Origin of the sequence: Exiguobacterium sp. BRG2, from assembly GCF_031844245.1 — a bacterium.
Lineage (GTDB): Bacteria > Bacillota > Bacilli > Exiguobacteriales > Exiguobacteriaceae > Exiguobacterium_A.
On the sequence record NZ_JAUZUW010000003.1, the window covers coordinates 300513 to 317503 of the forward strand.

17 protein-coding genes and 1 other annotated feature are annotated in these 16991 nt (G+C 47.1%); of the genes, 16 read left to right on the plus strand and 1 reads right to left on the minus strand.

All coding sequences use genetic code 11. From position 1 onward, the window contains the following. Window positions 1–4: 4 nt before the first annotated feature. Complete coding sequence (gene mnmA / locus Q9R23_RS06530) at window positions 5–1126, plus strand: tRNA 2-thiouridine(34) synthase MnmA (protein WP_029342234.1); 1122 nt, start codon at window positions 5–7, stop codon at window positions 1124–1126. Between the two features lie 13 nt (window positions 1127–1139). Beyond that, a complete protein-coding gene (locus tag Q9R23_RS06535) occupies window positions 1140–1805 on the plus strand; it encodes a tetratricopeptide repeat protein (protein WP_058703823.1) in 666 nt (221 codons plus the stop codon). Window positions 1806–1849: 44 nt separating this feature from the next. Here the strand turns inward: Q9R23_RS06535 and Q9R23_RS06540 are convergent, their stop codons facing one another. Next, on the minus strand, window positions 1850–2398 hold the full coding sequence (locus tag Q9R23_RS06540) for a VOC family protein (protein WP_214859649.1): 549 nt from the start codon (window positions 2396–2398) through the stop codon (window positions 1850–1852). A 116-nt stretch (window positions 2399–2514) separates the two neighbouring features. Here Q9R23_RS06540 and recD2 point away from each other — a divergent pair, with 116 nt between their 5' ends. From recD2 to Q9R23_RS06610, 14 genes are all read left to right on the plus strand, one after another. Next, the gene (gene recD2 / locus Q9R23_RS06545; protein ID WP_311246638.1) at window positions 2515–4740 is read left to right on the plus strand and encodes an SF1B family DNA helicase RecD2; all 2226 of its coding nucleotides are present in this window, start codon (window positions 2515–2517) and stop codon (window positions 4738–4740) included. A 42-nt stretch (window positions 4741–4782) separates the two neighbouring features. Beyond that, window positions 4783–4993 (plus strand) — a binding site (T-box leader). Between the two features lie 57 nt (window positions 4994–5050). Continuing rightward, the gene (alaS, locus tag Q9R23_RS06550) at window positions 5051–7693 is read left to right on the plus strand and encodes an alanine--tRNA ligase (RefSeq protein ID WP_311246639.1); all 2643 of its coding nucleotides are present in this window, start codon (window positions 5051–5053) and stop codon (window positions 7691–7693) included. Between the two features lie 34 nt (window positions 7694–7727). Next, a complete protein-coding gene (locus tag Q9R23_RS06555) occupies window positions 7728–7997 on the plus strand; it encodes an IreB family regulatory phosphoprotein (protein WP_029342229.1) in 270 nt (89 codons plus the stop codon). Further along, a complete protein-coding gene (ruvX, locus tag Q9R23_RS06560) occupies window positions 7994–8416 on the plus strand; it encodes a Holliday junction resolvase RuvX (RefSeq protein ID WP_056062458.1) in 423 nt (140 codons plus the stop codon). Before Q9R23_RS06555 ends, ruvX begins: the two co-directional genes overlap by 4 nt. Window positions 8417–8430: 14 nt before the next feature. Continuing rightward, on the plus strand, window positions 8431–8718 hold the full coding sequence (locus Q9R23_RS06565) for a DUF1292 domain-containing protein (protein WP_023468909.1): 288 nt from the start codon (window positions 8431–8433) through the stop codon (window positions 8716–8718). Next, on the plus strand, window positions 8705–8998 hold the full coding sequence (locus Q9R23_RS06570) for a DUF1292 domain-containing protein (protein WP_023468908.1): 294 nt from the start codon (window positions 8705–8707) through the stop codon (window positions 8996–8998). The genes Q9R23_RS06565 and Q9R23_RS06570 overlap by 14 nt, the downstream gene beginning before the upstream one ends. Before the next feature lie 78 nt (window positions 8999–9076). After that, window positions 9077–10225 (plus strand): endolytic transglycosylase MltG, encoded by a 1149-nt coding sequence (mltG, locus tag Q9R23_RS06575; protein ID WP_311246640.1) that lies wholly within the window; start codon window positions 9077–9079, stop codon window positions 10223–10225. A 71-nt stretch (window positions 10226–10296) separates the two neighbouring features. Then, window positions 10297–10935: an O-methyltransferase gene (locus tag Q9R23_RS06580; protein WP_081780346.1), complete on the plus strand. Its 639-nt coding sequence runs from the start codon at window positions 10297–10299 to the stop codon at window positions 10933–10935. A 16-nt stretch (window positions 10936–10951) separates the two neighbouring features. Continuing rightward, complete coding sequence (gene udk / locus Q9R23_RS06585) at window positions 10952–11599, plus strand: uridine kinase (protein ID WP_214853116.1); 648 nt, start codon at window positions 10952–10954, stop codon at window positions 11597–11599. A gap of 56 nt (window positions 11600–11655) precedes the next feature. Beyond that, on the plus strand, window positions 11656–12129 hold the full coding sequence (greA, locus tag Q9R23_RS06590) for a transcription elongation factor GreA (RefSeq protein ID WP_029342224.1): 474 nt from the start codon (window positions 11656–11658) through the stop codon (window positions 12127–12129). Between the two features lie 52 nt (window positions 12130–12181). Beyond that, complete coding sequence (gene mtnN, locus Q9R23_RS06595) at window positions 12182–12880, plus strand: 5'-methylthioadenosine/S-adenosylhomocysteine nucleosidase (protein ID WP_035406568.1); 699 nt, start codon at window positions 12182–12184, stop codon at window positions 12878–12880. A gap of 107 nt (window positions 12881–12987) precedes the next feature. Further along, window positions 12988–13932 (plus strand): beta-ketoacyl-ACP synthase III, encoded by a 945-nt coding sequence (locus Q9R23_RS06600; protein WP_214853126.1) that lies wholly within the window; start codon window positions 12988–12990, stop codon window positions 13930–13932. Between the two features lies 1 nt (window position 13933). Beyond that, window positions 13934–15172 (plus strand): beta-ketoacyl-ACP synthase II, encoded by a 1239-nt coding sequence (gene fabF, locus Q9R23_RS06605; protein WP_214853128.1) that lies wholly within the window; start codon window positions 13934–13936, stop codon window positions 15170–15172. A gap of 226 nt (window positions 15173–15398) precedes the next feature. Next, entirely contained in the window at window positions 15399–16826 is a 1428-nt protein-coding gene (locus Q9R23_RS06610) for a peptide ABC transporter substrate-binding protein (RefSeq protein WP_214853130.1), read from the plus strand. The last annotated feature ends 165 nt before the right edge of the window (window positions 16827–16991 follow it).

Below are 16991 nucleotides of genomic sequence, written 5' to 3' on the forward strand. Positions count from 1 at the left end.
ATGAATGAATACACGAGCGAAAGCCCCGAGTGAAACGACAGTCGTCGTTGGGATGTCGGGCGGTGTCGATTCGTCTGTGACGGCTCATTTATTAAAAGAGCAAGGCTATAACGTCATCGGGATCTTCATGAAAAACTGGGATGACACGGATGAGAACGGCTTTTGTACGGCGACGGAAGATTATGAAGACGTCATCGCCGTAGCCAATCAAATCGGCATTCCGTATTATGCGGTCAATTTTGAAAAAGAGTACTGGGATAAGGTCTTCACGTACTTCCTCGATGAATATAAACTCGGTCGGACACCGAATCCAGACGTCATGTGTAACAAGGAAATCAAGTTCAAAGCGTTCCTCGATCACGCGATGCGCCTTGGTGCCGATTTCGTCGCAACAGGTCATTATGCACGTGCTGTCTATGAAGATGGAGAACATAAATTGCTTCGAGGCGTGGATGCAAATAAAGATCAAACGTATTTCTTGAATCAATTGTCGCAAGAGCAAATCGCGAAGGCGATGTTCCCAATCGGTCACATGGAAAAATCAGAAGTGCGCCGGATTGCAGAAGAAGCGAACCTTGCAACAGCTAAGAAAAAAGACTCGACCGGTATTTGCTTCATTGGCGAGCGGAACTTTAAACAGTTCCTCGGTCAATACCTACCGGCACAACCCGGTGAGATGCGGACGCTTGACGGCAACGTCATGGGTCGTCACGATGGATTGATGTACTATACGATGGGGCAACGCCACGGGCTTGGTATCGGTGGAGACGGAGAACCTTGGTTCGTCGTCGGAAAAAACCTAAAAGAGAACATTCTCTATGTCGATCAAGGATTCCATAACGAATTATTGTATTCGGAAGGATTACTTGCTTCAGATGTCAGTTGGACATCAGAACGTCCAGTCGGTGAGACATTCCGTTGCACAGCAAAATTCCGTTACCGTCAACAAGACACAGCCGTCACGGTTCGTGTCCTTGAAGATGGACTCGATGTTTCGTTTGACGAACGTCAACGGGCGATCACACCAGGACAAGCGGTCGTGTTCTATGATGGAGACATCTGCCTCGGTGGTGCGACGATCGATGCAGCCTATAAAGCAGGCGAACGCCTCGCTTATCTAGCGTAAGGAGCAAAAGAAGATGAACTATAATGAAGTAGGGTTCCGGCATCTAGAAGCTGGAAATTATGAATTAGCAGCGCAAGCTTTTAATGATGCGATCGAACAAAACCCAAAAGATCCGACAGCATACGTCAATCTTGGAACATTACTGCAATCGATGAACGACGCTGATCGTGCCCTTCGTTTTTATGACCGGGCACTGATGATCGATAATACGTTCGCGAGTGCCTATTATGCGAAAGGTGCTCTGTTCTTTGCTGCCGATCAACTCGTCGAAGCAGAGGAATCATTGCGCGCAGCCTTATTATATGGACTTGATGACGCTGATCTCCATTTCATGCTAGGGATGACGTATCAAAAACTCGGTGATCCAGTACGCGGCTTACCTCGTTTACAACGCGCGTCAGAACTAAACGGTGTCGATATCGAGATCGCATTCCAATACGGACTTGCCTTAGCGCAAAACGAGAAGTTGGAAGAAGCGGTCGAGATGTTCGAGCATGTCTTGATGCTGGACGAAACGCATACAGATGCACGCTATAACTATGCGATCGCCCTTGCCTTCCTCGGTCAACAGGAAGCGTGTTACGCAGAACTTGAAGCCGTTCTTGCCTATCAGCCGGAACACGCCCTTGCACGAGATGCGAAAGCGAAGATGGATGCGTTATTAAAACAAGCAGACTGATTCAAAAAAGACGATTCCAAATGGAGTCGTCTTTTTTACGCTATTTAATTCCCGACTTCACGAATGACGCGAAGTGGAGGTCCGGAAAAGTCTTCATAGGCTTCATCCATGTTTTTCGTATACAGTTCGATGACGTTATTTTCTGTATCCTTGAAATAAGCAGAATGCTCTTTTTGATTCGATGTCTCCTGTTCGTCCCATTCTCTGAGCTTCACGGTAATCGATGCTTCCCGCAATTGATTCAAGGCTTGTTGGAACTCGTCCTTCTCAACGTAAAAGGCACAATGAACATGGACACCACCTTCATCGTACAACGTGTCCCATTCGGACACTGGTAAGTGTTTGACGGTCCGTTCTTCCATCGTGAAGTCCCGTTTCAGCCACAGACCGAGTCGAGTGTTACCGCCGATGTAAAGCCACGTTGCCCAAACCCCGTCTTGTTTAGATTGTTCTTTACTTGGTTCCGCATCCTCAGGAGCCCATTGCTCGACGATCGGAATGCCAAGTGTCCCATTCCAAAAACCGACCGCACGGTCCATATCCTCGACTTCAAGTACTAATTCACACAATCCTGCAATCGGTAAACGTGCCATCCTTAAACTCCTCCTCTTAACGAAATGGTTCACGGTATCTTTCCCTGATTTAAAATCCGGTAAACGAATGCTATGATGAAAGCAGCGAATGAAAAAGAGAGAAAGAAGGTGGAGTGATGGAGCACCCCCATCAAGTCGTCGGGCGCGTCAAACGTGTGCTCTTTTCTTCTGAAGAAGAAGCACACTCCATTGTATTGGTCGCCGTCAAAGAAAAGAACTTTGATTTAAAAGAAACCGAGCTCGTCATTACGGGTACAGGAGTCGGAATCGAACTCGGAGGAACGTATCAAGCATTCGGCCGTCTCATTGATCATCCTCGCTTCGGAAAACAACTGAAGGCGGAGCTGATTCGCCGATCGGTTCCGATGACCAAACATGCGACGATCCGCTTCTTGACGAATGGTTCGTTCACCGGCATTGGTCCGAAGACAGCGAAAAATATCGTCGATGCTCTTGGAGAAGAGGCAGTGGATCTCATCTTAAAGGATGAACGGGTACTGAATCAGGTGCCTGGGTTAAAACAAAAACAAGCCGACATCATATTGAATCGACTCGCCACGTTATACGGTGTCGATCAGTTGATGCTGTTCTTAGCACCGTTTGATGTCACACCGAAGCTAGCGGCAAAGATCTATGCCGCGTACGAGGGCGACGCCATGGCACGGATTCGGGAGAATCCGTATTCCTTGATGTATGAAGTAAACGGGATCGGCTTTAAGACAGCCGATCATATTGCCTCACATCTCGGACTTGTCGGGCTACACCCGGAGCGTGTCGCTGCTTCGATCATGCATATATTAGAACAAGAAGCGGGCGAGGGACATGCCTTCGCGACGGTCGACTCTCTGTTGCAACGGGCACCCCGTCTGCTAGGGGAAGATCCGGGAGAGCGGCTGGAACAAGCGATCGAACTGTTGCTCGCTGAAGATAAGGTCAAGCTTGAAGAAGGTTGCTTGTATTTACCGACGATCTTTTATGCGGAAGTCCGAGCGGCGAAGGAGCTAGCACGCGTCATGGCAAACGGTGCTGAACAGGAAGTCGATGTCGCGACGATTCTTGAAGCAATCGGGCACCTCGAAGAACAGTTTGGCATGGAATATGCCGCGCAACAGCGAGAAGCGATCGAGTTAGCGGTCAAAGCGCCGCTGATGGTCTTGACTGGTGGACCGGGTACCGGTAAGACGACTGTCATCAAGGGAATTTTGCATGCGTTGCAAGAAATTCATGACTGGCCGCTTGAGAAGAGTCGCGTCAAGACAGGAGAGGTCTATCCATACGTCCTTGTTGCACCGACGGGACGTGCCGCTAAACGTCTGTCGGAAGCAACGGACGTGCCGGCGATGACGATTCACCGTCTATTGAAGTATGATGGAACGAACTTTCAACTGAATGAGGATCAGCCGATCACGGGAAAAGTACTGATCATCGATGAATCGTCGATGATTGATATCTACTTGTTATCGAGTTTGCTTCGCGCCGTCCCGAACGGCATGAAAATCTTGTTCGTCGGTGACCGCGATCAATTGCCATCCGTCGGTCCAGGACAGGTGCTGGCAGACTTGATGGATACGGAAGGAATTCCCGTCGTCCGTTTGAACGTCGTCCATCGTCAAGCAGAAGATTCTTCGATATTGCGTCTTGCGCACGATTTGAAGAACCGGACGACGTCTGCTGATTTGTTATCACCACTTGCGGATCGCCGCTTCTACACTGCGTCTCCGCAAGAGACGTTACGGGGCATCTCGGCCTTCGCGGAAAAAGCACTCGCAAAAGGCTACTCGAAATTCGATGTCCAGGTCCTCGCGCCGACCTACCGAGGTCAGGTCGGGATCGACGAATTGAATGTCGCCTTGCAACGCGTCTATAACCCGGAGGAACCGAAGAAACGGGAAGTCAAACAAGGGACGCGGATTTACCGGACCGGGGACAAGATTCTCCAGCTCGTCAACAATGCGGAAGAAAACGTCTATAACGGAGATATCGGCGAAATCGTCAATATCTTCTTCGCTAAAGAGAATGTCGATAAAGTCGATAAAATCATCGCCCGGTTCGATCAGACGGAAGTCGAGTACAACCGGAGTGACTGGGATCAATTCACGCACGCCTATGCGATTACGATCCATAAAGCGCAAGGATCCGAATTTCCGATCGTCTTGATGCCGGTCTATTTCACGGGGGCGTTCAAACATTCCCGAAATTTAATTTATACGGCAGTTACTCGGGCAAAATCGAGTTTGTTATTATTCGGTGATCCGCGTGCGTTCCATAAAGCGTCGCAAGAAGAGGAACCCCGGCGCCGAACACGATTGATCGAACGACTCGGTGGGGTGACAAAGACTTGACGGATGCTGTTCGATAGGTAATAATCACGATAGATGAATGGACGTAACACGTTGATGGAAGATAAGTAAAAGGAAAACTCGAGTCCAGAGAGAAGTGAGTCTGCTGCAATCACTTTCTCGAGTCCCTTTGAAGCTCCTTCCGGAGTCGGGTGTAAACACCTGCGGGTCATCCCCGTTATCAGATGTTCGAGGTAGGCAATAGGTTGCTTACGAACGAGGGTGGTACCACGGAAGCGATGCTTTCGTCCCTTTTCAGGGATGAAAGCATCGCTTTTTTGCGTCCAAATAAAACCAATGGAGGTAACTGTTCATGAAAGCTCTAAAACCATTAACGGGTGCACAAATCCGTCAGATGTATCTTGATTTCTTCCAAAGCAAAGGGCATGCGATCGAACCGAGTGCTTCACTCGTGCCGGTCGAGGATCCATCGCTCTTGTGGATCAACTCGGGTGTTGCAACACTCAAGAAATATTTTGATGGTCGTGTCATTCCTGATAATCCACGTATCGTCAACGCACAAAAATCAATCCGGACGAACGATATCGAAAACGTCGGGAAAACAGCGCGTCACCATACGTTCTTCGAGATGCTCGGAAACTTCTCTGTCGGTGATTACTTCCGTGAAGATGCAATCAAATGGGGTTGGGAACTCTTGACGAGTGATGACTGGTACGGTCTTGACCCAGAACGTCTTTCGGTCACGATTCATCCGGAAGATGATGCAGCGCGTCAAATCTGGCTTGAACTCGGCGTACCGGCTGAGCGGATCATTCCGCTTGAAGATAACTTCTGGGAAATCGGTGAAGGTCCATCTGGTCCGAATACGGAAATCTTCTTCGATCGTGGTCCAGCTTTCGGAGACGATCCGAACGATTCAGAACTTTATCCAGGTGGCGAAAACGAACGCTATCTCGAGATCTGGAATATCGTCTTCAGTCAGTACAACCACGACGGACACGGCAACTACACGGAACTTCCGCGTAAAAACATTGATACTGGGATGGGACTCGAACGGATGGCGTGTGTCATGCAGGACGTGCCGACGAACTTCGATACGGATCTGTTCATGCCGATCATTCATAAGACAGAAGAAATCAGCGGCAAGATATACCGTGATGATTCGAAACTTGATGTAGCATTCAAAGTCATCGCAGACCACATCCGTACTGTATCATTTGCAATCGGTGATGGGGCTCTTCCTTCGAATGAAGGACGTGGATATGTTCTTCGTCGTTTACTACGCCGTGCGGTTCGTTATGCGAAGATGCTTGGGATCGAACGTCCGTTCATGTATGAACTCGTTGATACGGTCGGGAACGTCATGGTTGACTTCTACCCACAAGTTCCGGAAAAAGCGGACTTCATCAAACGCGTCATTAAAAACGAAGAAGAACGTTTCCATGAGACGCTTCATGACGGTCTTGCAATCTTGAACACGGTCGCTCAGACGTCTAAGGCAAACGGTGAGCATGTCATCAGTGGCGAAGATGCGTTCCGTCTGTATGACACGTATGGTTTCCCACTCGAATTGACAGTTGAGTATGCGGAAGATCATCAGATGTCTGTTGATGAAGAAGGCTTCAAACAAGCGATGGACGCGCAACGTCAACGTGCGCGGGCAGCACGTGAAGAGAGCGGTTCGATGCAACAACAATCGGAAGTCCTCTCGACACTAAAAGATAAAAGTACGTTCGTCGGCTATACCGACCTTAAGGCGGATGCAAAAATCATCGCATTGTTGCATGATGGAGAACGAGTCACAGAAGTGGCTGCTGGTGAAGAAGCGCAAGTCATTCTCGATATCACGCCGTTCTACGCTGAAAGTGGTGGTGAAGTCGCGGATACAGGAACAATCGAAGGCAAAGACTTCGTTCTTGATGTCAAAGATGTTCAAAAGGCACCAAACGGTCAAAACTTGCATACGGTCATCGTCCGTACAGGAATCGCAACGGAAGCGGCGGATGTCGTTGCAAACGTCGAAGCAGCAGAACGTAAAGCCGTCACGAAAAACCATACGGCAACACACTTGCTTCATAAAGCATTGAAAGACACGCTCGGAACACACGTCAACCAAGCGGGATCACTTGTTTCTCCAGAACGTCTCCGCTTCGACTTCTCACATTTCGGTGCCGTGACACAAGAAGAGTTGACAAAAATCGAACAAGACGTCAACCAAGCGATCTGGGCATCATTACCGGTTGATATCGAAGAGATGAACATCGCTGATGCAAAAGCAAAAGGCGCGATGGCATTGTTCGGTGAGAAGTACGGGGAAACGGTCCGTGTCGTCTCAGCAGGCACATACTCGATTGAATTGTGTGGCGGAATCCACGTCGGAAACACTGCAGAGATCGGTCTGTTCAAGATCGTCTCAGAGTCTGGGATCGGTGCAGGTACACGCCGGATCGAAGCCGTGACAGGTGCAGACGCGTATCGTGTGATGAATCAACACTTAGAAACACTCGAACAAGCAGCAGCTGTCTTGAAAACGAAAACGACGGAAGTTCCGGTCCGTATCGAAGCATTGCAACAACAACTTCGTGAGACGGAACGGGCGAACGAATCGTTGCAAGCAAAACTTGCGAACATCGAAGCTGCTTCACTAAAGGACGATGTTGAGGAAATCAACGGCGTACGTGTGCTTGCGAAACGTGTCGACGTCTCAGATATGGATGCCCTTCGCGGTATGATGGATGAGTTGAAGAGCTCACTTGGATCAGCAATCATTGTTCTCGGTAGTGCGCAAGGTGAAAAAGTCAATCTCGTCGCAAGCGTTTCAAAAGATTTAATCGACCAAGGCTATCATGCTGGTAAATTGATCAAGGAAGTCGCAACACGCTGCGGTGGTGGCGGTGGCGGTCGCCCTGACATGGCTCAAGCTGGCGGGAAAGATGCGTCGAAATTAGAAGAAGCACTCGCGTACGCTTCACAATACGTGCAATCACTGGCATAATAGAAACGTAGTGTATATGAAAGAGGTGATGAACGTGAGTCAGATGGATCAAACGATGAAATTCAACTTTCCAGAAGACGATAACAAAGCAGCGACACGGGATGTGTTGTTGACGGTCTATCATGCTTTAGAAGAAAAAGGATATCATCCGATCAACCAAATCGTCGGCTATCTCCTATCTGGAGATCCTGCTTACATTCCTCGTCATAATGACGCACGTAACTTAATTCGTAAGATTGAACGTGACGAATTGCTCGAAGAACTCGTGAAATCTTATTTGGCGGAGAGTGGAAATTCAAAATGAAACGTGCAATGGGACTAGACGTCGGTTCGAAGACGATCGGGGTAGCGGTCAGTGACTTGATGGGCTGGACGGCGCAAGGTGTCGAGACGGTCAAGTGGACGGAACCGGATTACCCAGAAGCCTTCAAACGGCTCGATGTCATCATGGAGACATACAATGTCGAAATCCTAGTCATTGGTCTTCCGAAAAACATGAACGGTTCCATCGGTCCCCGTGCGGAGGCGAGTGAAGCCTTTGCGAAGGAAATTGAACAGCATACTGGGCTTGAAGTCGTCTTCATGGATGAACGGTTGACGACGATGCAAGCAGAACGGATGCTGATCGATGCCGATGTCAGCCGCAAGAAACGAAAACAAGTCATCGATAAGATGGCTGCCGTCATGATCCTGCAATCGTATTTGGATCGGGCGAATCGATGAAGGGGGAGAAACCGATGGCTGAAGAAAAACGTCAGTATCTCTTTCCAGATGAAGAGGGCGGCGAACATCTTTTCGAAGAATGGTACCGTTACTCAAGTGAACGTACAGGAAAAACCTATCTATTTCTTGAAATGATCGGTAACCCTGACGAAGGAGCGGATGATCTAATCATCTGTGAGATCGATGAATATGGAGAAGGCGAAGATGATTTTGAATTGAGCCTGATCGATGAAAATGATGAGCAAACTTGGGATGAACTCGAGCTTGCATTAAAGGAGCGGATCACTGATGCAACAGAATGAGCCAACACGTTACGTAATTCCGGACGGCGAAGGAAATGATTTCGAATTCGTAGAACGTCTGCGTTATGAAAGCCCACGTTCGAGCAAGACATACATCTTCCTCGAGCCAATCGGAGCAGATTATGACGAAGCAGAAGAAGTCGATATCTTCGTTTACGAACTCGACGAATACGGTGATGGAGACAACGACTTCAACCTCGTACCAATCGACGAAGACGATACAGCGACTTGGGATGAAATCGAAGAAGTCTTTAACACGCTCGAAGATCAGTTAGACTAACCCGACTCATGACAGGTGACGTCGTAAGAGACTTTCTCTTACGGTGTCACCTTGTTTTAAGAGAAGAAGGAGGAACCGATGGAGAACGAATGGAAGCAAAATGCTGAAATCGAAAAAAGGCGACGCCGGACATCACGCCGGATCACGCTGATCATCCTTTCTGTATTGTTGACGATTTTTCTAGTTACCAGTGCGGTCATCTATGTCTTTTTGAAAAATGCGCTTGAACCGGTCGATGAAGCAGCGACGAAATCCGTCAAAGTCGAAATTCCTTTAGGCGCAGGAACGAGTACGATCGCTTCCTTACTAAAGGAAAAAGATTTGATTGCAAACGAGACGATTTTCCGTTATTACGTCCGTTATAAGAATGAATCGTCATTCCAGGCGGGTACATATACCCTGTCACAAGCCATGTCCCCGGATGAAATCATCAATGAATTGAAAACGGGAACGGTCATGAAGGCAGCGGATGTGAAAATCACGTTACCTGAAGGCATCACGATGGATCGTCAAATTGATTTAATCGCGAAAGCGACGAAATTCAAAGAAAAGACGATTCGTAAAGAATTGACGGATGCGATGTTCATCGATGCCATGATTGAAAAATATCCGATGTTGACGGATGAAGTGAAGAAGAAGGGCGTCTTGTACGCACTTGAAGGATATCTCTTCCCAGCAACGTATGAGTTCGATAAAGGAAAAAGCATTGATCAAATCGTCGAGACGATGCTCGACGAGACAGAAAAAGTCTACGATGAAAATGAGGATGCCATTCGAAAGTCAGGCATGACCTTCCATGAAGTGCTCAGTCTCGGTTCAATGGTCGAGCGTGAAGCCGCGACACCGAAGGATCGTCGTGAAATCGCAGGCGTCTTCAAAAACCGTTTAGATGATGGCATGAAACTTCAGTCGGACCCGACGGTTTGGTATGGCACAGGCGAGAATACGGCATTGACGACGCTGAAGGATCTTGAGAATAACTCGAAGTACAATACGTATAAGTACGAAGGAATTCCGATTGGTCCGATTTCAACGGTCAGTAAGGATTCAGTATTAGCTGTCTTGAACCCGAATAAAACAAAATATGTCTATTTCTTCGCCCGTCCACCAAGTGATACACATCCACGAGGACAGATTCTTTACGAAGAGACATATGAAGAACATCAACGAAACGTCGTTAAGTATAAACCGGAATGGGTGGAATACGAAGCGAGTAAAGAGCAATGAGCAACGGGTTGGGTTGAAGCGGGAAGTTCGCTTCAAGTCAGCCTGTTTATGCGGAAGAGGGAGTGAATGGCGTGAAGGATTTCACGACCTATGTCGAATCGATGATTCATCCTCGTGATGCCCTACTAGAAGAAATGGAGCGTTATGCGGAAGAACATCATATACCGATCATCGAGTTGACCGGTTCCGAAGTCTTATTGTCGCTCCTGCGATTACAGCAACCGAAGCGTATTCTAGAAGTCGGAACAGCAATTGGTTATAGTGCGATCCGGATGGCACGTGCGTTACCGGATGCGCGTATTACGACAATCGAACGGAATGCAAAGCGGTATGAAGAAGCAAAAACCTTCATCGCCCGGTCAGATGTGGCGGATCGGATTGACATCATTTTTGGTGATGCAGTAGAATTAGCCGAAACGCTTGAAGACCAGTTTGATGCAGTCTTCATCGATGCAGCTAAAGGACAGTATAAAAAATTCTTTGCGGGATATGGGCGACTCATTCCAGAGGGCGGCGTGCTTTATACGGACAATCTCTTCTTACACGGAGATGTCCTTGAGCCTGACCCGAAGACGTTCGATCGAAGAAGACGTCGGCTCGTGCGTCTCGTCAAAGAATTCACGGTCTGGATGATGGAACAAGAACAATATGATACGACGATTTTTCCACTCGGTGACGGTGTATCCGTCAGTCGGAAAAAGTCGAAATGATGGAGGAACGAATGACATGCAAAAACCGGTAGTAATAGGCGTAGCGGGCGGAACGGGTTCAGGGAAGACGACGGTGGCACGTTCACTTGTCGATGCGTTCCCAAGCGAATCAATCGTCATGATTGAACAGGACGCATACTATAAAGACCAAAGTGAATTATCAATGGAAGAGCGATATCAGACAAACTATGATCATCCATTTGCTTTCGATAATGGTCTTTTGATCGAACACATTCAAGCGCTCCGCGAAAACATTGCCGTTGAAAAACCGGTATATGATTATGTCGCACATACACGTGCTCAAGAAACGATTCGTCTCGAACCACGTGATGTCATCATCGTAGAAGGAATTTTAGCGCTTGAAGACGAACGGTTACGGGAACTAATGGATATTAAGGTGTTCGTCGATACGGATGCGGACGTTCGCATTCTTCGTCGGATGCAACGTGATATCAACGAACGTGGGCGTTCAATTGATTCTGTCGTTGAGCAGTACACGAATGTCGTCCGTCCCATGCATCTACAGTTCTGTGAACCGACAAAACGTTATGCGGATATCATCGTACCAGAGGGCGGTGAAAACCACGTGGCAATCGATTTACTCGTAACGAAAATCCGAGCGATCCTTGATTATCGATCATCACTCGACCAAAGAGGATATTGATTCCAAAAAAGATGTGAATATACTATACTAGTGGAATAAAAAGGAGCGTGACAAAAATGGCAGAAAAGCAATACTACATGACGCTTGAAGGTAAAGCGAACATTGAAAATGAATTGAATGAATTGAAGTCAGTCCGCCGGAAAGAAGTCGTCGAGAACATCAAGATTGCCCGTTCGTTCGGTGACCTTTCAGAGAACGCAGAATATGATTCAGCAAAAGAAGAGCAAGCAATGGTCGAAGGCCGGATTGCTCAACTGGAAGAGATGCTTCGCAACGTTGCCATCATCTCGGAAGAAGAGAAGGATATCTCAGTCGTCGGTATCGGAACGACAGTCACTTTCTTGAGTGTCGAAGACAACGAAGAAGATACGTATACGATCGTTGGTAGTGCCGAAGCAGATCCGTTCACGGGTAAAATCTCGAACGAATCACCAATCGCAAAAAGTTTAATGGGGCACCAAGTCGGAGATCAAGTCTCTGTACCAGCACCAGGCGGCGAATACGCAGTAAAAATTACATCGATCAAATAAAGAACACAGGAGCCGGAGCAATCCGGCTTTCTGTTTGATGGAGGAATGGACCATGCCAATCGCAATCATCGGCGCAATGGAAGAGGAAGTCAACTTATTGCGCAACGAGTTGTCAGAACGTAAAGATACAGTCATCGCAAACTATCATTTTTATGAAGGACTCTTGAATAGCGTTCCTGTCGTCATTTTGAAGTCAGGAATCGGGAAAGTGAACGCTGCGATCGGTACGACATTATTGCTTGACCACTACAAACCAACTGCTGTCATCAATACCGGCTCAGCAGGCGGATTTAAAGAAGGCTTAACGGTCGGGGATGTCGTCGTCTCAACAGAAGTACGTCACCATGACGTAGACGTGACAGCGTTTGGTTACGAATATGGTCAGGTACCTGGAATGCCAGCTGCCTACCAAGCAGATCCAAAGCTCGTAGCAACAGCAGAAGCTGTCATCGAGCGCATGGATGCAATTCGTGTCGTTCATGGATTGATCGCGACAGGTGACTCCTTCATCCATGATTCAGAGCGTGCTGCTCAAATCAAGGCGCACTTCCCAGAAGTCGCAGCCGTCGAGATGGAAGCTGCGCCAATCGCACAAGTCTGTCATCAGTTTGGTGTTCCGTTCGTCGTGACACGTTCGATTTCAGATAGCGCTAATGAAGAAGCGTCACTCTCGTTTGATGAATTCCTCGAGATTGCGTCAATCAATTCCGCTAAAATGGTCATGGAAGTCGTTCGGACGTTAGCAGAATGATGTAGAAGGAAGGGCACGGGAGACCTTGCTCTTCCTTTTTTCTTTGACAAAAGCAAATTAACGCTTTATATTAGTACCAGATACTAATAACCAAAAGGGGATGCCTTATGAAGATCGGGATTGTAGGATTAGGAACGTCTTTGCCATCACGTCGCGTAACGAATGATGAGCTAGCAACGACGCTTGACACAAGTGATGAATGGATTCGGACACGAACAGGAATCGGGGCACGACGAATTGCAGCCGATGATGTGGATGTAACAGACTTAGCGACAGAAGCGGCTCAGAAGGCACTCGATGATGCTAGATTGACAGTAGAGGACATCGGCTTGATCATTGTCGGAACGGCAACAGGACGTGCGTTCCCTTCTACAGCCTGTATCGTTCAAGAGCGCTTGGGAGCACGAGGGGCGACCGCTTTTGATATCAGTGCGGCCTGTAGTGGATTCATCTTCGCATTACAAACAGCTGCAAGCATGTTATCAACAGTCGAAGGAAAACATGCACTGGTCATCGGTGCCGAAAAAATGTCGAGTATCGTTGACTGGTCAGACCGGTCTACAGCGATTTTATTCGGGGATGGTGCAGGAGCGGTCGTCATCGGACAAACTGAGCAAGAGGGATTAAATGCTTTTGAACTCGGAACAGACGGACGTGGAGCCCATCTGTTGTTTAAGGATGTCGATGGACCAATCGAGATGAACGGTCGCGAAGTCTTTAAGTTCGCCGTTCGTAAATTACCGGAAATCGTTGAGAAGGTCATTCAAAAAGCAGACAGCACGCTTGAAGATGTCGATATCTTGATTCCGCATCAGGCGAACCTACGCATCATCGATGCAGCGTGCGAACGACTGCATATTCCGCAAGAAAAAGTCATCGTTACGATCGATGAGCATGCGAATACATCTGCTGCTTCGATCCCACTCGCACTCGAAGAAGCACGTAAGCAAGGTCGTCTGACACCAGGTACGAAACTTGTACTTGCTGGCTTCGGTGCCGGATTGACTTGGGGAGCAGCATATATTACTTGGACTAAAGGAGAGAACACATAAGATGATGAGAAAACGCGTTGTAGTCACAGGAATCGGGGCATTGACACCAATCGGGAATGATGCGAATACATTCTGGGATGCATTAAAAGAAGGAACGAACGGAATTCGTCCGATGGAGCGTCTTGATATCGATGAGTATCCAACGAAGGTCACGGGCGAATTACAGAACTTCGATGTCACAGAATTCATTGAGGCGAAAGAAGCACGTAAAATGGACCGCTTCGTTCATTACTCACTTGTCGCAAGCATGGAAGCTGTAAAAGATGCTGGAATTGATATCAAGTCGATTGCTGAACGTGCAGGTGTCTGGATTGGATCAGGAATCGGTGGCGTTGAAACGATCGAGAAACAAGCGAAAATCTACTTTGAACGTGGACACCGTCGTGTCAGCCCATTCTTCATTCCAATGATGATCCCGAATATGGCAAGCGGTCAGGTATCGATTTATACCGGAGCAAAGGGACCGAATAACTGTTCCGTCACAGCATGTGCTTCAGGAACGAATGCCATCGGAGAAGCACTGCGTGTCATCGAACGTGGTGACGCGGATGTCATGATTGCTGGTGGTGCGGAAGCGCCGATCACGAACTTAGCATTTGCTGGTTTTTGTGCCAACAAAGCGATGTCAACGAACCACGATCCTGAGACGGCAAGCCGTCCATTTGACGAAGGACGTGACGGATTCGTCATGGGAGAAGGGGCAGGAATCTTGATTCTTGAAGAATATGAGCATGCAGTAGCTCGTGGTGCGAAAATCTATGCAGAGGTCAGTGGGTATGGATTAACAGCTGATGCGTACCACATCACAGCTCCGGATCCAGACGGAGACGGTGGAGCACGCGCGATGGCGATGGCGATTCAAGATGCGGGCATCACTCCGGAGGCAGTCGGATACATCAATGCTCATGGAACGAGTACACCAATGAACGACATCCTTGAAACAAAAGCGATCCACAGTGTCTTCGGTGAACAAGCGAAACAACTCGTCGTCAACTCGACGAAATCGATGATCGGTCACTTACTTGGTGGAGCAGGTGGCGTCGAGGCAATTGCGACGATTAAATCATTACAAGAACAAACAGTTCACCCGACGATTCATCTCAAACAGCCGAGCGAAGGCTGTGATCTCGATTATGTGACAGAAGGTTCACGTCACGTCGAAATGACTTATGCGCTCAGCAACTCGCTTGGGTTCGGTGGACACAACGCATCACTCGTCTTCAAACGGTATGAAGCTTAAGCTCAAGCGACTCCCTTGAAACATCAAGGGGGTCGCTTTTTTGATGAAATTCTGATTCAATAGAGAAATGCGTGTTTGACGCAGAAAGGAGTCGTTTATGACTAACATCACAAGAAAAACATCAATCCTGATATTGATCTTATTTTTATTGATTGGTCTCAGTGGTACGCTCATATATCGTCTATCATCATCTCAAAAGACCAAAACAGATCAGGAGACCCAAGCAGTGAAGGTTGAATTAATTGAATCATCACTCCCGAAGACATCCGATATTGCGTTAGCGACAGATAGTCGTTCTCAGACACTGTTAGCACAACTGTATGAAGGATTATATGTCTTTACTTCTGGGACATCCGTCCGTCGAGGATTAGCACAGGATATGTCAGTCTCAAAGGATCGTCTGACGTATACGATTCAACTCAAACAAACGAAAAATGCGCAGGGTCAGCCGATCACGGCACAAGACTTTGTCGATAGTTTCCGACGTGTCGCAGCTAATAAAACGAATTCTCCTTATGGTTTTTTATTTGAAGTGTTTGAAAATGGACGTGCCGTCAATGACGGAAAAATGAAGCCAGAGCGTTTAGGTGTAAAGGCGAAAGGACGCAATCAACTTATCATCACGTTGAATCAGCCGGTTTCGAATCTAAAGGAATTACTTGCGATGTCCGTCTTCTATCCACAACCGGAATCAAAGAAGTGGGAAGAACTTGTTGGAAATGGTGCATTTACACTAGAAAAAATGTCGAAAAGCGGATATACGCTTAAGAAAAATGATCAGTATCATCAGCAAAACGTTGTTACAGTAGCGAAAATAGAAAGCCGTATCATTCCCGATCATCAGACGCAATGGAGTTCGTATGAGAAAAGCAAGGCGGCTATCCTTCCATTACAAGAAAGTGTCGAAACACAAGGTGATCAGGTTTCACGACCGACCTATCAAAAAAAGCGGAGTGGTGTCTTTTATATCGCCTTTAATCAAAAAAATGACACGTTCCGCGATACGACACTCAGAAAGCGGATTGCTCACGCCTTGATGGAAAAAGAATCGGTTCAACTTCCTTTAGGGTATGCAGGTATTCCGACGAATCGATTCGTCGTCACTGATACGAACGTATTGATGTCAGAATCCGTTCAAGAGAAACCTGAAAAATCACAAGAACACAGTAAACAACAAATTGAGATGCTTAATTTTGATGATCCACAAGCAAAACGGATTGGGGAACAACTCGAAACCTATCTTGAGAAACAAATACCTGAGATTGATATCATTCTTAAGCCAGTCGCGATTGAAGAGAAAATCGACAAAGAACAATCATCACGATATGCGATGACTTTGACTGGATGGATGCCAGATTATCCAGGACCGCTAGCCTATTTAAATCAATTCGTCTCAGACAATCCTTTAAATTCGGTGAATTATCAATCCAAGGTATACGACCAGACAGTTGAAAAAGCACGAAAAGAAAAAGAGATAAAACGAAAACAAGCACTCTATCATCAAGCCGAAAAACGGTTAATCCATCAGGATGCTGTCGTCGTTCCTTTGTATCAGACGACTGAGAAATTATATGTTTCTGATACGATTCAAGGAATTGAAGTACCGATTTATGGACCGGAATACCTACTCCGCTCGATGAAAATTTTAAAATAATCACTTAACTGGGACCATTATTTCTTAAGGTCCCAGTCTTTTTTTGAAAAAATATTTAGAAAAATCGGATAAAAGGTTTGCAAAATTATCAGAACATTGTAAACTATTTGTAACGAAGGGTTTGATTCGAATATAGTAATTCTTTTTTTTTCGGTCAAAAACCTG

Excerpts from the sequence above, each read along its gene's own strand:
- mnmA (WP_029342234.1), top strand. The coding sequence starts at position 5 with ATGAATACACGAGCGAAAGCCCCGAGTGAAACGACAGTCGTCGTTGGG.
- Q9R23_RS06535 (WP_058703823.1), top strand. The coding sequence starts at position 1,140 with ATGAACTATAATGAAGTAGGGTTCCGGCATCTAGAAGCTGGAAATTAT.
- Q9R23_RS06540 (WP_214859649.1), bottom strand. The coding sequence starts at position 2,398 with ATGGCACGTTTACCGATTGCAGGATTGTGTGAATTAGTACTTGAAGTC.
- recD2 (WP_311246638.1), top strand. The coding sequence starts at position 2,515 with ATGGAGCACCCCCATCAAGTCGTCGGGCGCGTCAAACGTGTGCTCTTT.
- alaS (WP_311246639.1), top strand. The coding sequence starts at position 5,051 with ATGAAAGCTCTAAAACCATTAACGGGTGCACAAATCCGTCAGATGTAT.
- ruvX (WP_056062458.1), top strand. The coding sequence starts at position 7,994 with ATGAAACGTGCAATGGGACTAGACGTCGGTTCGAAGACGATCGGGGTA.
- Q9R23_RS06565 (WP_023468909.1), top strand. The coding sequence starts at position 8,431 with ATGGCTGAAGAAAAACGTCAGTATCTCTTTCCAGATGAAGAGGGCGGC.
- Q9R23_RS06570 (WP_023468908.1), top strand. The coding sequence starts at position 8,705 with ATGCAACAGAATGAGCCAACACGTTACGTAATTCCGGACGGCGAAGGA.
- mltG (WP_311246640.1), top strand. The coding sequence starts at position 9,077 with ATGGAGAACGAATGGAAGCAAAATGCTGAAATCGAAAAAAGGCGACGC.
- udk (WP_214853116.1), top strand. The coding sequence starts at position 10,952 with ATGCAAAAACCGGTAGTAATAGGCGTAGCGGGCGGAACGGGTTCAGGG.
- greA (WP_029342224.1), top strand. The coding sequence starts at position 11,656 with ATGGCAGAAAAGCAATACTACATGACGCTTGAAGGTAAAGCGAACATT.
- mtnN (WP_035406568.1), top strand. The coding sequence starts at position 12,182 with ATGCCAATCGCAATCATCGGCGCAATGGAAGAGGAAGTCAACTTATTG.
- Q9R23_RS06600 (WP_214853126.1), top strand. The coding sequence starts at position 12,988 with ATGAAGATCGGGATTGTAGGATTAGGAACGTCTTTGCCATCACGTCGC.
- fabF (WP_214853128.1), top strand. The coding sequence starts at position 13,934 with ATGATGAGAAAACGCGTTGTAGTCACAGGAATCGGGGCATTGACACCA.